We start from the raw sequence: 15,945 nt of genomic DNA on the forward strand, positions 1-15,945 counted from the left end.
AATGGCAGCCCAAGTGTAAGAATTTATTCGTTTCACAAATATACCTTTTAATCCAAAACATTACGAGGCTATATTCTAGTCGGTTATTTGCTCAAGATCAGCTTTTTAGTGAAAGAATTTAACTATCTATTTAAAAATCTAACAAATTTTGTTATAAATAGCACAGTTTACACCCATTAATTTTACTCAATGTAAGGAGTTGTTATGAAATTAGTCTTTATCCGCCACGGTTTTAGTGAATGGAATGCTAAAAATTTATTTACTGGTTGGCGTGATGTGAATTTAACAGAGCGTGGTATTGAAGAAGCGAAATCTGCTGGTCAAAAATTAAAAGAGGCAGGCTTTGAATTTGATATTGCCTTCACTTCCGTTTTAACCCGTGCAATTAAAACTTGTAATATTGTATTAGAAGAATCTAGCCAATTATGGGTTCCACAAATCAAGAATTGGCGTTTAAACGAGCGTCATTACGGTGCATTACAAGGTTTAGACAAAAAAGAAACCGCTGAAAAATATGGCGATGAACAAGTTCATATTTGGCGTCGTTCTTACGATATTTCACCACCAGATTTAGACCCACAAGATCCCAACTCTGCTCATAACGACCGCCGTTATGCAAACTTACCGAAAGATTTAATTCCAAACGCAGAAAACTTGAAAATCACGCTTGAGCGTGTATTACCATTCTGGGAAGATCAAATTGCCCCTGCGTTAATTTCAGGTAAAACCGTACTAGTTACCGCACACGGTAACTCACTTCGTGCGTTAGCAAAACACATTGAAGGCATTTCTGATGCGGACATTATGGATTTAGAAATCCCAACTGGTCAGCCATTAGTGTATGAGTTAGATGATAACTTAAAAGTAATCAGCAAACGTTACTTATAATAGTAAAGTTTTTATAAAAATAAACCGCTTGTATTGCTACAAGCGGTTTATTTTTACCTATTTTTTGCAAATTAGAAATCTAACAGTTCTTTTTCTTTTGCCGCTAGCACTTCATCTACTTTTTTTATGTAAGTATCGGTAATTTTTTGGATATCTTCTTCAGCTTTATGTTGTTCATTTTCGCTGATTTCTTTATCTTTTAGTAACGCTTTGATTTGGTCATTAGCATCGCGGCGTACGTTGCGGATTGCCACTTTACCTTGTTCACCTTCAGATTTTACGATTTTAATTAAATCTCGACGGCGTTCCTCTGTTAATGGTGGAAGTGGAACACGTATTGTAGTGCCCGCAGATGATGGATTTAAACCTAAATCTGAGGTCAAAATGGCTTTTTCGACCGCAGAAATTAGCGATTTATCAAATACGTTTACCGCTAATGTACGAGCATCTTCTGCTACTACGTTAGCAACTTGGCGTAAAGGCGTGGCGGAGCCGTAATATTCGACTTGAATACCGTCTAATAAAGAAGGTTGTGCACGACCTGTACGAATTTTTGCAATATGACCTTTTAAAGCATCTAAGCTTTTTTCCATACGATCTTGTGTATCTTTTTTGATTTCATTAATCATTGATTTTTTATCCTTTTACTTAAAACAGAGAGTTTAAAACCGAGAAATAAATTATTCAGAAATAGTAGTGCCTTCTTCTGTACCAAATACAACATTACGCAATGCACCTGGCTTACCCATATTGAATACACGAATTGGCATTCCATGATCGCGTGCAAGAGTAAATGCCGCTAAATCCATTACTTGTAACTCTTCATCAATTACTTGTGCATACGTTAATTGGCTGTAAAGTTTTGCATCCGCATATTTTGCAGGATCTTTATCATAAACACCATCCACTTTTGTGGCTTTTAATACCACATCAGCTTCAATTTCAATACCGCGTAAGCAAGCTGCAGAATCGGTAGTAAAAAATGGGCTACCTGTACCAGCAGAGAAGATCACCACACGTTTTTCACGCAACATTTTAATTGCTTCAGACCAGTTGTATGTGTCACAAATACCATTTAATTGGAATGCAGACATTAATTTTGCATTCACTTCAGCACGGTGCAGTGCATCACGCATTGCCAAACCATTCATTACCGTTGCTAACATTCCCATATGATCACCAACTACGCGGTTCATACCTGCTTTTGCTAACTTCGCTCCACGAAATAAATTACCGCCACCAAGTACAACACCAACTTCCACGCCTTCTGCAAGTAGTTCTTTAATTTCTAACGCCATACGATCTAAAATAGATGGGTCGATACCAAAGCTTTCATTGCCTTGTAAGGCCTCACCGCTTAATTTGAGTAGAATTCGTTGGTAAATAGGTTTGCTCATTTTATTTGCCTCTTAACTGTATCGGGTAAACACAAAATTACGCTATTATAGAACAATCCAACCCAACGATAAACCGAAAAATTTTAACAAAAATGAGAAAAAACAAATTTCGGCATCATTATTCGCTTTACTAGCAACGCTGCCTGCTACTTATACTCATTAATTATACTTTCAGGTTTGAATAAGCCAATTTGTTGTATAGCGGTCATTTTTTTCGAAAAAATTGCTATTCACTTATAACTTTCCTATACGATTATCTAATAGTAAATTCCAGACAGAAAAAAAGCAGGCGATAAGCCTGCTTTATATCATCATTCAACTAAAATTAAGCATTGCCACCTGTGATTTTAGCGACTTCTGCTGCGAAATCCTCTTCCACTTTCTCAATACCTTCACCCACTTCTAAACGGATAAAGTTAGAAACAGAAGCACCTACTGATTTTAAGAATTGACCTACAGAAGCTGATGGGTCCATTACAAACGGCTGACCAGTTAATGAAACTTCGCCAGTGAATTTAGCCATACGACCTTCAACCATTTTCTCTGCAATTTCTTTTGGTTTGCCAGAATTCATTGCGATCTCGATTTGGATTTCACGCTCTTTAGCAACTACATCAGCAGAAACATCTTCTGGGTTTACAAATTCAGGCTTGCTTGCAGCAACGTGCATAGCTACTTTTTTAAGTTCATCTTCAAAACCTGTACCTGCTACTAATACGCCAATTTTCGCACCGTGTAAGTATTGAGCAATTACTTCACCTTCTAAGTATTGGACACGGCGAATATTCATATTTTCGCCAATTTTTGCAACTAATGCAGCACGCTTCTCTTCAAATTGTGCTTGCAATGCTTCGATAGTTGTATCTTTATTCGCTGCCGCAAAATCTGCAACTTCATTTGCTAGCTCTAAGAAACCTGCATCTTTTGCAACGAAGTCAGTTTCACAGTTCATTTCAACTAATACACCAAAGCCTGATGCAACACGCGCAAGGATTACACCTTCAGCCGCTACTCGACCTGCTTTTTTAGCCGCTTTTGCTTGACCAGATTTACGCATATTGTCGATCGCTAATTCAATATCACCGTTCGCTTCTACTAATGCTTTTTTACATTCCATCATACCTGCACCAGTACGTTCACGAAGTTCTTTAACTAATGATGCTGTAATTTCAGCCATTTTACTATTCCTCTAAGATGATTTTTAATACGATAAAAGCAGAGGTTTTCACCCCTGCTCTCAAATGATAATCAAATGATTAAGGGCTACGCCTTATCGTTTGCCTAATACGATTATTCTGCTGCTTCTTCAGCTGCAACTTCTTTCGCTTCAACGCCACGGCCTTCTTTAATAGCAGCAACGGCTGAATCTAAGTAAAGTTGAATTGCACGTGTTGCGTCATCGTTACCTGGAATGATGTAATTAACGCCATCTGGAGTTGAGTTAGTATCAACAATCGCAAATACTGGAATACCTAAGTTATTTGCTTCTTTGATTGCGATATGTTCGTGGTCTGCACCGATAACAAAGATTGCATCTGGTAAACCGTTCATATCTTTAATGCCGCCTAAGCTTAACTCTAATTTCTCTAACTCACGAGTACGCATTAACGCTTCTTTTTTAGTGATTTTGTCAAAAGTACCGTCTTGAGTTTGAGTTTCTAAATCTTTTAAACGCTTGATTGATTGACGAACTGTTTTCCAGTTAGTCAACATACCACCTAACCAACGGTGATTAACGTAGAATTGTTGGCTATCTACAGCAGCTAGCTTAACTGCTTCTGACGCTGCACGTTTTGTACCTACGAATAAAACTTTACCGTTGTTAGAGGCAATACGAGTTAATTCCGCTAATGCTTCGTTAAATAAAGGTAATGTTTTTTCTAAGTTAATCACGTGAACACCATTACGAGCACCGAAAATGAATGGTTTCATTTTTGGGTTCCAATAACGAGTTTGGTGACCATAGTGAACGCCTGCGTTAAGCATATCGCGCATAGAAACTTGTGCCATAAGAATTTTCCTTCAAAGTTGTTTGTCTTACCACTTATGTAAGGCAAGACGGGGTTTAGCCTCCACATATCCTAGAAAATCGATCTTTTTATAAAGACACCCCAATTCCTAGCTTGCAACATGTGTGTGTTTTAGTGTTAAAAAATAAATGTTTATGTTTTCTATCTTAACGAAGACAAAAAACGGCGTGTATTATGCCAAAAAACAAACAGCTTGCCAAATATTTTCTCCATTTTGCGCGCTTATCATTTTAAGAAATGCTAAAAGCCACCATTTAAAAATCAATAACAAAAACCGTTCTCATTATTGACTAAAAAAATGGGGAGGTTTAGAATGTCTTTCATTCTGTTATGAAAACCTGTCTGAAGGAGACAATCATGAAAAAAACACTTTCTGCACTTGCTATTGCTGCAGCCACTTTTACATCAACTTCAACGTTTGCTGCAAATGAAGTGAATGTTTATTCTTACCGCCAGCCTTACTTAATTGAGCCAATGCTAAAAAACTTTGAAAAAGATACTGGCATTAAAGTAAACATCATCTTCGCTGATAAAGGGTTGGTTGATCGTGTAAAACAAGAAGGTGAATTAAGTCCTGCTGATGTGCTTTTAACAGTAGATATTTCACGCGTAATGGAAATTGTTAACGCTGATCTTGCACAAAAAATTGACTCTAAAGTGTTAGAAAAAAATATTCCTGCACAATTCCGTGACTCTAACGACCAATGGTTTGGTTTAACCACACGTGCTCGTGTTATCTACACGTCAAAAGATCGTGTAGGTAAATTACCAGCAGGCTTTGACTACCTAGATTTAGCTAAACCAGAGTATAAAGGTAAAGTCTGCGTGCGTTCAGGCAAAAACTCTTACAATGTCTCACTATTCGCGGCGATGATCGAACATTACGGCATTGAAAAAACCAAAGCATTCTTAGAAGGCTTAAAAGCGAACTTAGCACAAAAACCACAAGGTGGTGACCGTGATCAAGTAAAAGCAATTAAAGAAGGCATCTGTGATTACTCTATCGGTAACAGCTACTACTACGGCAAAATGTTAGATGATGAGAAACAAAAATCGTGGGCTGAAGCAGCGATTATTAATTTCCCGAGTGGTGAACACGGCACGCACAAAAACATCAGCGGCGTAGTTATTGCAAAACACTCACCAAATAAAGCAAACGCGGTGAAATTAATTGAATACCTAAGTGGCGAAAAAGCACAAGGTTTATATGCTGAACTTAACCACGAATATCCAGTAAAAGAAGGCATCGAGCCATCAGCAATCGTAAAAGGTTGGGGTACGTTCAAATCAGATACCATCAAACTTGAAGATATCGCAAAAAATTACGAAGCCGCATTAAAATTAGTTGATGAAGTGAAATTTGACGATTTCTCTGAGAAAAAATAATCAACCAATAAGCGGTCATTTTTCCACAAAAATTTGCAAAATTTTGTTAAAATACAACCGCTTGCAAAAGGACGCATTTTGCGTCCTTTTATTTTTTTATGAAATAACAGGCTTAAAGAAAAATGCGATCACAATTTTGCTGGAAAAGTATTGCTGCCCTAACAACTTTTATCGTTTTGCTTCCTCTTATTGCAATTTGCTATCACGCATTGAAAGGGGATAATGAAAACCTTGCTCACCTTTGGCAAACAATGTTGCCAATCTATCTTAAAAACTCAACTTTATTAGTATTAGGAACCGTTTTCCTTGCACTGATTTTTGCTCTACCTACCGCTTGGATTGTGGCAAATTACCGTTTTTGGGGGCAAAGAACCTTACAATGGTTACTTTGTTTGCCCCTCGCTATGCCTGCTTATTTAATTGCCTATTTATATACCGATTTATTAGATTACTCAGGTGCTTTTCAAGGCTGGCTGCGTAGTATTTTTGGCTGGACTCATCCACAAGATTACTGGTTTCCTCAAATTCGTACATTGTATGGTGCTTGCTTTGTGCTTGCGTTAGGACTGTATCCATACATTTTTTTATTAGTGCGAGTGGCATTATTAGAACAGTCTGAAAACTTAACACAGAGTGCAAAAATGCTTGGTGCATCTCCTGCTCAACTTTTTCGCCGTATTACATTACCATTAATTCGACCTTCTATCGCAGTTGGTATCGCATTAGTCGCAATGGAAACGCTTGGCGATTTCGGTACTGTGGCCTATTTTGCTGTGCCAACACTGACTACGGCAATTTATGATTCGTGGCTAGGCTATCACGATCTTGGTACAGCCAGCCAGATTGCGATCTTTATGTTGCTAATGATTTTCCTGTTTTTAAGTTTAGAGCAATATAGTCGCCGTAAACAAAAAAGCTATCAACGTGGCTATGAAAAGAAATCAGCCTTTAAATTTTTAACTGGTTGGAAATTAGCATTAGCCCTTGCTTGGTGCTGGGGCTTATTAGCGTTAGCCTTTTTCATTCCGTTTGGCAGGTTGCTCTATTGGGCATACGACTATTTCGAGCAAGCGTGGAATTTAGACTTTGTCCAATTTTCGCTTAATAGTTTGAAAGTATCGATCATCGCCTCCGTGATAACGGTACTGATTGCTCTACTTCTGCATTTTTATAAACGTTTGAATACCCGCAAAATTTTAGTCAAAAATGACCGCTTGTCATTACAACTTGCCTCACTGGGCTATGCGGTTCCTGGCACAGTATTAGCGATCGGTTTACTTTCGCCTTTAACATTTGCCGATCATCAACTCCATGCTTGGCTAAAAAGCCTTGAATTATCACCCGTTGGATTGATTTTTTCAGGCTCACTCTTTGCATTAGTATTAGCTTATACCATCCGATTTTTAGCAATGGCAATCGGAAGTCTTGAAACTTCGCTCAATAAAATTTCACCTTCATTGGATATGGCAAGCCAAACGCTTGGTAAAAATGGCTCAGCAATGTTAGTAAAAATTCATATCCCTTTAATTTATAAAGGTATTTTAACTGCAGGATTAATGGTCTTTATTGAGAGTATGAAAGAGCTAAATGCTTCTCTGCTACTTCGCCCATTTAATTTTGATACACTCGCAACCTATGTGTTTACCTTTACATCAGACGAGCAGCTTGAGCGTGCAGCATTACCTGCCATTGTACTGGTGTTAGTCGGTTTACTGCCTGTTATTTGGCTTACCCGATCCCTTATTTCGCAGTCTGAAAAGGAAAGATAAAGGAATTTTATGTCTGTTTTAACTATCTATAATCTGAATCTTAATTTTGGCAGTACAACGGTTTTACAACATCTCCATCTGGCGGTAAACCAAAATGAAATTATCTGCCTGCTTGGTGCAAGCGGCTGCGGTAAAACAACCTTACTGAAAGCCATCGCAGGCTTGTTACCAATTGAACAAGGCGATATTCATTTAGCTGGGCAATGCTTAAAAAGCAAAGCGGTAGAAGAACGTAAAATCGGGCTGATTTTCCAAGATTATGCTCTTTTTCCACACCTAACCGTGGCAGAAAATATCCAATTTGGTTTATCTAAATTGCCAAAAGTACAACAAAAAGCAATTACCGAAAAAATGCTTTCAGTTGTGCATTTACAAGGCTTTGACAACCGCTTTCCACACGAACTTTCGGGCGGGCAACAACAGCGTGTCGCTATTGCCCGAGCATTAGCCTGCCAGCCAGAATTGCTACTGTTAGATGAGCCGTTTTCCAATATTGACAGCCAAACTCGCTATGCAATGATTCAAGAGATCAAGCAAATCTTAAAAAGCCAAAATGTGCCCGCTATTTTTGTAACCCATAGCAAAGAAGAAGCCTTTGCATTTGCCGATAAAATTGCCGTGATGGATCAAGGGAAAATTATTCAATTTGGTAAGCCAAACGAGCTATACCATTCTCCAGTTAATCCATTTGTAGCGGATTTTTTAGGTGGTACAAACTATCTTAACTGTAATGTAACGGAAGATAAAGTGCTATGTAGCCCGATTGGTGAGTTCCGACTCTTCCCTGAAATGGACGTTCAGAAAGGGCGTTACCGCTGGCTTCTTCGCCCAGAACAGATTATCTTAAAACCCAATGAGCTAGGTTTAGGTAAAGTGGTAGGCAAACTGTTTTTAGGCTTATACTACCGCTATCAGGTTGAAATTAAAGGCATTGAGATTGTAACTTACCAATCCCAAGAGCTGAAAATTGGCGAACAAGTGGAAGTTGGCTTCCAAGTGAGAGAATTTATCCTATTTTAAACAGAGAGAGAATATGAAAATTGAAGTTTGGTCAGACTTTGCCTGCCCGTTTTGTTACATTGGCAAACGCCATTTAGAACAAGCCTTAGCTCAATTTGAGGGTGAGGTTGAAGTGATTTTCCGAGCCTTTGAGCTTGACCCACACGCAAATGGTGAACCAGAAGGTGATATTCAGCAACGCTTAATGCAGAAATATCAAAAAACGGCTGAACAGGCTGATGAAATGATTAACTATGTGGAGGAAGCTGGAAAACAAGCCGGGCTAGATTTACGCTACCGCACCACACAATACACTCGCACCTTTGAGGCTCATCGCTTGGCAAAATTTGCGGAAAGTAAAGACTTAGGCGAAGCAATGGTTGAACGTTTATTCAAAGCCTATTTTACCGATAACACTATTCTAGCTAAACGCACAGAGCTTATCAGTTTAGCCTTAGACATTGGCTTAGAGCGTGATGAAATCGCTCAACTGCTCACAGGTGATGATTTCGGGCACGAAGTCCGTGAAGATGAGCGAGTCGCTCACAAATATGGCATTCACAGCGTACCGTTTTTTGTGATCAATGAAAAACTCGGTGTGTCAGGAGCTCAACCGCCAAAGGTGTTGCTAGATGCTATCAAACAAGCATTGCAAAAATAATCTAAAAAAAGACCGCTTGTATTCATTACAAGCGGTCTAATTCTTCTTAACATTTGCAATTTATTTTTTTGTGATCGCCCCTAAAATGCCACGCATAATTTGCTTGGTTACTTGGTTGCGTAAATTTCTACCAACTGAATGTGCCACTTGGCTCACCACTTGTTCGGTAATTGATTGATCTTTTTTCTTCTTCGAGCCAAAAATCGAAGAAAGAATACCGCCAAAGAAATCATTATTTGCCTCTTTCGCAGCGACTTGCTCAGCTTTAATCGCTTCTGCTTTCGCATTGAGTAATTCAAAGGCAGATTGATTATTCACATATTGGCTGTAGTGATGATATAACTCATCTTGTTTCACTATAGCATCACGCTCGCCCGTCGCTAATGGTGCTAATTGGCTTTTTGGCGGATAGATATAGGCAATTTCCACCGGAGTTGGCATCCCTTTTTCATCTAGCACCGAAACCAAAGCCAGCCCCACACCTAGCTGGGTGATGGCCTCCACCACATCCACATCTTTATTGGCACGGAAGGTTTCCGCCGCTGATTTTACCGCTTTTTGATCACGTGGCGTGAAAGCACGCAAAGCGTGTTGGATACGATTGCCAAGCTGCCCTAATACTGAATCAGGTATGTCCAGCGGATTTTGCGTAACAAAATAAACACCCACCCCTTTTGAGCGAATTAAACGAACCACCTGTTCAATTTTATCCACCAATGCCTTAGGGGCATCGTCAAACAATAAATGAGCTTCATCAAAGAATAAAACAAACGTCGGTTTTTCAGGGTCGCCAACTTCTGGCAAATTCTCAAAGAGCTCTGCCATAAACCAAAGCAGGAATGCACTGTACACTCTTGGTGAGTTAATTAATTTTTCTGCATTCAACATATTGATTACACCACGCCCATTACGGGTTTGGATCCAATCGTGCAAATCTAATGCAGGCTCACCAAATAAATTAGCTGCCCCTTCATTTTCAAGCCTTAATAACGCACGCTGAATAGCTCCGACGCTTGCTGCAGAAATATGCCCATATTCCAGTTGGAATTCTTTCGCATTATCTGCGACAAATTTAAGCAACGCACGCAAATCTTTTAAATCAATTAGCAATAAACCTCTGTCATCTGCCACACGAAAAACGAGATTTAACAAGCCTTCTTGGGTATCGTTTAAATTGAGTAAACGAGAAAGTAACATCGGTCCCATTTCGGAAATAGTGGTTCGAAGTGGGATACCCGATGTACCAAATACGTCCCAAAACGAAACTGGATAGCCCTTTAAGTAATCTTCTCCCCCTAAATTAAACTGTAAAATGCGTTCTGCAATTTTTCCTGAAAAATTACCCGCTTGTACCAAGCCCGAAAGATCACCTTTTACATCTACTAAAAATACTGGCACGCCATCATCACTCAAAGATTCTGCCAATTTGCGTAAAGTAACCGTTTTACCTGTACCCGTAGCCCCAGCAATTAAACCGTGCCGATTTGCCATTTTGGCATTAAGCGAAATAACTTTGCCTGTTTCTGTTTGAGCAATTTGATACAAACTCATCTTTCATTCTCTTAAAGGTAAATTAATTTTTTGTTCTCATCATATAAAAATTTATCACTTAATTACGGCTATTCTTTTTCGTTTTTGCCAAGAACGTTTTTTTACTTCTTGAGCGGTTCACTTTCGGTAAAGTCAGTAAGGATTCCTTGTCGTATTGACTCACAGGAATCTGATGCCCAATATACTCTTCAATTGCAGGCAAATTAACCGCATAACGCTCGCAAGCAAAACTAATTGAATGGCCGCTCTCCCCTGCCCGACCCGTTCTACCAATACGATGAACATAATCCTCTTTATCATCGGGCAAATCATAATTAAACACATGCGTAACATCTGGAATATGTAATCCACGTGCTGCCACATCAGTCACGACTAAAATATCTAAATTACCTTTGGTAAAATTATCTAACAGAGATAGGCGTTTTTTCTGTGGAATATCACCTGTTAGCATTCCAATCCGATGACCATCGGCTGCTAAATATTGCCAAATTTCCTCACATTTATGCTTAGTATTAGCAAAAATCATACAGCGGTCTGGCCATTCTTCCTCCAATAAAGTCAATAAAAGTGCCATTTTGTCTTCATTAGACGGATAAAATAACTCTTCTTTTATACGATGCCCAGTGCGTTGCAGCGGTTCAATCTCAATATATTCAGCATTATCCATATCTTCATAAGCAAGCTCACGTACTTTAGCGGATAAAGTTGCTGAAAAGAGCAACGTTAAACGCTCAGTAGGCACGGGAGCTTTTCTCATTAAATAACGAATATCTTTAATAAAACCGAGATCAAACATACGATCAGCTTCATCTAGCACAATCACTTGGATTTTATCTAAATGAATAATCCCTTGCTTAACATAATCGATCACACGCCCTGTGGTTCCAACTAAAATATCTACCCCTTTTTCTATGGCTTGTATTTGCTTGTCGTAACCATCTCCACCATAAGCAAGGGCAAGTTTAAGATCGCAATGTGGTAAAAAAAGCTGTGCATCTGCCCCGATTTGTACCGCCAGCTCACGAGTTGGTGCAAGAATTAATGCTCTTGGCTGATTTTTTGCTGTCTCAATTTCGTTATTTAATAAATGGTTGAACGTGGCAATTAAAAAAGCAAGCGTTTTACCTGTGCCTGTTTGAGCCTGTCCTGCAATATCATTTCCGTTAAGCGTAATCGGGAAAGTTTTTGCTTGGATAGGTGTACAGAACTCGAAGCCTTTACTATTCAACGCATTGAGTACATTTGTGTGAATGGGGAAGTCAATAAAACGGTGTTCGGTAAGATGATTTGACATAATATTTCCTTGAGATATTTGTTATTGCTACAAGCGGTTATATTTTAATTAAAATTTGCAAAAAAATTTAACAAAACTAACCGCTTTTCACTTTATTAGGCAAGATAGATTGAAAAAGTTCTCGGCTTTTTAGTGGCTGAGAACCTAAATAAGGCTTCAATGCAATTCGGGTAAATCGTTTGGCAGCTTGTTGTGTTTGTTTTTCTGAAAAGTCTAATTGAGCAAACGCCAATAAATCATAGCCTAAAAAGCTATTGTTATTTTGTAATAATGAGGCAATAAAGCCTTCACTTTCTCTAAATTGGTAACTCATTTTCGGATCAATTGGCAAACCTGTTGCCGTACAATGGGTAAAATCTACGCCATAGCCTAATGCTTTTAATGTATGAAATTCAAAAGTACGCAAAATCGGCTCAATTTGGTGTTGAGTAGCCAGCTCCGTCATACAACGCAAATAATGTTGAAATAATTCAGGGTAAGCGGTCTGATTTTCTAACACTCTTGCAAGCACCTCATTGATATAAAAACCGCTATAAAGTGCAGCCGTTTCCATTGGTAAAGTAAGAGCAGCAGGCTCTGCCTTTGTGAGTGTTTTTAAATCACCCTTGCCAGACCAACGCACTAACAAGGGTGTAAAAGGCTGAAGCACGGCTTTCAACGGCGAGCGAGCCCGCCTTGCACCTTTAGCAAGTAAAGTAATCCGCCCGTGATGTTCGGTAAAAAACTCCACTAATAAACTGCTTTCGCTGTATTCTCTGCGATGGAGTACAAAGGCTCGTTGCCATTGATCTGTGGTCATAATTAATCCCGACTATATGTCACTTTCTTTGCTTCGCCAAAGAAAGTAACCAAAGAAAGGCGACCCTATTTCACCGCTGTCTTCGCTTGGTTTGAATTTGCTTAACGAAAAAATTCCAAACTCGCTCAGGCGGTTCAGAAGGGAACCCGGCAGAGCATCATTTTGCAAAATTTTTCAAAAAAATCACCGCTTGTATGGTCGGATCGGGTTCCCTTCTGAGTTGCCCGAACGACTTGAAATTTTTAGGAAAATAACCCGAGCGAGAGCGAAGCGAACATCAGGGTTATTTTTCGTTAAGAAAATTTCAACCAAGTGAGGATAGCAACGAAGCAGGGTGTGCTTTCTTTTGGTTACTTTTCTTTGCACAAGTAAAGAAAAGTGACAAAAAAACTACTCATCCATATACCCCAAACTTCTCAATGCTCTTTCATCATCCGCCCAACCAGCTTTTACTTTCACCCAAAGCTCAAGGTGCACTTGGTTGTCAAATAGGCGTTCCATATCTTTTCGAGCTTCAATGCCGATGGTTTTGATTTTTTGCCCCCCCGCACCAATAACCATTTTTTTCTGACCATCTCGTTCTACTAAAATCAAGCCATTGATTTCATACACCCCACGCTCATTCATTTTAAATTGTTCGATTTCTACCGTTACCGAATAAGGTAACTCTTCACCTGTAAAACGCATTAGTTTTTCACGAATAATTTCTGATGCCATAAAGCGTTGAGAGCGGTCTGTCACATACTCTTCAGGAAAGTGGTGCTCACCTTGACGCAGTGATTGACGCACAAATTTCTGTAAAATATGCACATTTTTACCCCGTTGTGCCGAAATTGGCAGAATTTCAGCAAAATCAAATTTTTGTGAAAGCTCGGTAATATGCGGCAGAAGTTCTTCTTTTTCCTTGATGTTATCAATTTTATTGATTGCCAATAAAACAGGGGCTTTTGCCGAACGCAATTTGTTTAACACCATTTCATCATCTTCTGTCCATTTTGTGCCTTCCACAACAAAGATGATGAGATCTACATCGCCAATAGCAGAACTTGCTGCACGGTTCATTAAACGATTAATCGCACGTTTTTCTTCTATGTGTAAGCCCGGGGTATCTACATAAATCGCTTGGTATTGATCTTCAGTGTGAATACCAACAATACGATGGCGAGTCGTTTGAGCTTTGCGTGAGGTAATGGAAATTTTTTGTCCTAAAATCTTATTTAATAATGTTGATTTCCCTACATTTGGGCGACCAACAATCGCAATAAAACCGCAGTAGGTTTTGGCTGTTTGTTCTGTCATTTTGTATTCCTTTTATTTATAACCCTCTCCCCTTGTGGGAGAGGGACAGACTTTTATTCATTCAGAATAAAAATCAGGGAGAGGGGGGGGGGAATCTAATATCATACCCATAAGCCCCCTCTCTCTGCTTATTTCGCTGAACGCTCATACGCGGTCTCTCTCCCACAAGGGGAGAGAGTGCTTACTTCTTCATTTTAATCGATTCTAACACTTTCTCCGCCGCATTCTGCTCTGCTTTACGGCGGCTTGTGCCTGTTCCGATAAAGATTTCCTCAATATTAATCACTTTACAGGTTACACGGAAAGTTTGGTTATGAGCTTCGCCTTTAATATCTAATACATCATATTCAGGCAATGGCAATTTTCTACCTTGTAAAAACTCTTGCAGGCGTGTTTTCGGATCTTTTTGTGAATCGCCTGGACTGATGTCTTTAAGCAAATCTGAATACCAATCTTCCACCTTTTCCATTGCTTTTGCCATATTTTGATCGAGATAAATGGCCGCAATAATCGCTTCAACACAGTCCGATAAAATCGATTCTCGGCGAAAACCACCACTTTTTAGCTCTCCTGGACCTAATTTTAGGTAGTCGCCTAAATCAAATTTGCGAGCAATAATCGCTAGAGTTTGCTCACGCACAAGAGTTGCTCTCATACGGCTAAGCTCACCTTCATTCGCTTTTGGAAATTTGTCGTATAATACTTTACCAATAGTAAAATTTAAAATTGAATCGCCTAGAAATTCAAGACGCTCATTGTTTTTGGTTGCCGCACTGCGGTGTGTTAAGGCCTGAATGAGGTAATCAAGGTGATGAAATTGATAACCTAATTTTTTCTGTAATCGTTCTAGTTGCATAGTTTATGTGAATAAAGGGGCGTATCTCATACGCCCCTGTTAAGATTAATTGATTGAGGTAAACATTCTAGAAAAACGAAGCCCCGTTGGGAATTCATTTGCTTTTTTATCTAAACTTAACCAAATAAAAGTGGCTTTACCAACGATGTTTCTCTCAGGCACAAAGCCCCAGAAGCGGCTATCTTCACTGTTATCACGGTTATCGCCCATCACAAAATAGTGTCCTTGTGGCACAATCCATTCACCCTCTGCTTGCCCTTCTTGTTGGTAGAAATAAGGTGCATAGTTAAATGCCATTGGGTGATTTAAAATTTGATGAGTTACGTTACCTTTTTCGGTGCGTTCGATTTGCATTTCACCATGATAAAAAAACTCAGGATTTGGCTTGCCTTCACTGTATTCAAACACATTGGTTTCACCATTAATTTTAGTTATTGTTAATTGCTGAGTTGCAAAATCATATTTAAGCTTATCACCACCTACTGCCACCACACGCTTAATATAATCAATGTGTGGTTGTGCAGGTGCTTTAAACACAATCACATCGCCTCGTTCTGGTTTGCCCGTTTCAATCAAGGTGTTTTGCCAAATTGGATCTTTAATACCGTAACTAAATTTGTTCACCACTAAAAAATCGCCCACACGCAATGTTGGCTCCATTGAACCACTTGGAATTTGAAATGGTTCAAATAAGAACGAGCGAAGTACTGTAACAAAGAATAAAATGCCGAAAAGTGAGGCAAAAAATTCGCCTACTGCGGATTTAGGTTGAATTTCCGCTATTTCTTCAGCGGTTAATTCTCTGCCTAAACGTTTTTGTTGTAGAACAATCGCCTGTTTACGTCTTGGGTCAGCACTGAATTTGTAAAACGCCCAAAATCCACCACAAATAATAACCAAGGCAACTAAAATAATGGAAATAGTATTTGGCAGTTGCATTGAATCAAGCCATTGCCAAATACCATAAATAATACCTAGAAAAATAATTGGCATAAATTGTGCCACTGAATGCTCCT

General features: G+C 39.1%; 15 protein-coding genes. 5 read left to right on the forward strand and 10 right to left on the reverse strand.

Annotation, left to right across the window (positions count from 1 at the left end):
- Positions 1-204 precede the first annotated feature (204 nt).
- Entirely contained in the window at positions 205-888 is a 684-nt protein-coding gene (locus HV560_RS08345) for a 2,3-diphosphoglycerate-dependent phosphoglycerate mutase (RefSeq protein ID WP_159630283.1), read from the forward strand.
- A gap of 71 nt (positions 889-959) precedes the next feature.
- Here the strand turns inward: HV560_RS08345 and frr are convergent, their stop codons facing one another.
- The 4 genes from frr to rpsB all read right to left on the reverse strand — a co-directional run bounded on the left by frr (position 960) and on the right by rpsB (position 4,295).
- Entirely contained in the window at positions 960-1,517 is a 558-nt protein-coding gene (gene frr / locus HV560_RS08350; RefSeq protein ID WP_159630285.1) for a ribosome recycling factor, read from the reverse strand.
- A 51-nt stretch (positions 1,518-1,568) separates the two neighbouring features.
- Positions 1,569-2,285, reverse strand: a complete 717-nt coding sequence (gene pyrH, locus HV560_RS08355) for a UMP kinase (RefSeq protein ID WP_159630287.1) — start codon at positions 2,283-2,285, stop codon at positions 1,569-1,571.
- 325 nt (positions 2,286-2,610) lie between these two features.
- Positions 2,611-3,462, reverse strand: coding sequence for a translation elongation factor Ts (gene tsf / locus HV560_RS08360; protein ID WP_176812638.1), 852 nt, complete (start codon positions 3,460-3,462; stop codon positions 2,611-2,613).
- A 113-nt stretch (positions 3,463-3,575) separates the two neighbouring features.
- Positions 3,576-4,295 carry a 30S ribosomal protein S2 gene (gene rpsB, locus HV560_RS08365; RefSeq protein WP_176808649.1) on the reverse strand — a complete coding sequence of 240 codons (720 nt, stop codon included), beginning with the start codon at positions 4,293-4,295 and terminating at the stop codon, positions 3,576-3,578.
- A 377-nt stretch (positions 4,296-4,672) separates the two neighbouring features.
- Here rpsB and HV560_RS08370 point away from each other — a divergent pair, with 377 nt between their 5' ends.
- The 4 genes from HV560_RS08370 to HV560_RS08385 all read left to right on the forward strand — a co-directional run bounded on the left by HV560_RS08370 (position 4,673) and on the right by HV560_RS08385 (position 9,130).
- Positions 4,673-5,701: a Fe(3+) ABC transporter substrate-binding protein gene (locus HV560_RS08370; protein WP_176812639.1), complete on the forward strand. Its 1,029-nt coding sequence runs from the start codon at positions 4,673-4,675 to the stop codon at positions 5,699-5,701.
- Positions 5,702-5,823: 122 nt separating this feature from the next.
- A complete protein-coding gene (locus HV560_RS08375) occupies positions 5,824-7,470 on the forward strand; it encodes an ABC transporter permease (RefSeq protein ID WP_176812640.1) in 1,647 nt (548 codons plus the stop codon).
- A 9-nt stretch (positions 7,471-7,479) separates the two neighbouring features.
- The gene (locus HV560_RS08380; RefSeq protein ID WP_176812641.1) at positions 7,480-8,490 is read left to right on the forward strand and encodes an ABC transporter ATP-binding protein; all 1,011 of its coding nucleotides are present in this window, start codon (positions 7,480-7,482) and stop codon (positions 8,488-8,490) included.
- Positions 8,491-8,503: 13 nt separating this feature from the next.
- Positions 8,504-9,130 carry a DsbA family oxidoreductase gene (locus tag HV560_RS08385; RefSeq protein WP_176810124.1) on the forward strand — a complete coding sequence of 209 codons (627 nt, stop codon included), beginning with the start codon at positions 8,504-8,506 and terminating at the stop codon, positions 9,128-9,130.
- Between the two features lie 60 nt (positions 9,131-9,190).
- On the opposite strand, the gene HV560_RS08390 is transcribed toward HV560_RS08385, so the two are convergent.
- The 6 genes from HV560_RS08390 to lepB all read right to left on the reverse strand — a co-directional run bounded on the left by HV560_RS08390 (position 9,191) and on the right by lepB (position 15,934).
- On the reverse strand, positions 9,191-10,681 hold the full coding sequence (locus HV560_RS08390; RefSeq protein ID WP_176812642.1) for a helicase HerA-like domain-containing protein: 1,491 nt from the start codon (positions 10,679-10,681) through the stop codon (positions 9,191-9,193).
- A gap of 58 nt (positions 10,682-10,739) precedes the next feature.
- On the reverse strand, positions 10,740-11,975 hold the full coding sequence (gene rhlB / locus HV560_RS08395) for an ATP-dependent RNA helicase RhlB (protein ID WP_006250643.1): 1,236 nt from the start codon (positions 11,973-11,975) through the stop codon (positions 10,740-10,742).
- 76 nt (positions 11,976-12,051) lie between these two features.
- Entirely contained in the window at positions 12,052-12,774 is a 723-nt protein-coding gene (gene recO / locus HV560_RS08400; protein ID WP_176812643.1) for a DNA repair protein RecO, read from the reverse strand.
- Between the two features lie 390 nt (positions 12,775-13,164).
- On the reverse strand, positions 13,165-14,073 hold the full coding sequence (gene era, locus HV560_RS08405) for a GTPase Era (RefSeq protein ID WP_176808656.1): 909 nt from the start codon (positions 14,071-14,073) through the stop codon (positions 13,165-13,167).
- A 181-nt stretch (positions 14,074-14,254) separates the two neighbouring features.
- Positions 14,255-14,929 (reverse strand): ribonuclease III, encoded by a 675-nt coding sequence (gene rnc / locus HV560_RS08410; protein WP_176812644.1) that lies wholly within the window; start codon positions 14,927-14,929, stop codon positions 14,255-14,257.
- A 45-nt stretch (positions 14,930-14,974) separates the two neighbouring features.
- Positions 14,975-15,934: a signal peptidase I gene (gene lepB / locus HV560_RS08415; RefSeq protein WP_176810127.1), complete on the reverse strand. Its 960-nt coding sequence runs from the start codon at positions 15,932-15,934 to the stop codon at positions 14,975-14,977.
- Positions 15,935-15,945 lie beyond the last annotated feature (11 nt).

It is taken from the genome of Mannheimia pernigra (assembly GCF_013377995.1).
Taxonomy (GTDB): Bacteria; Pseudomonadota; Gammaproteobacteria; order Enterobacterales; family Pasteurellaceae; genus Mannheimia; species Mannheimia pernigra.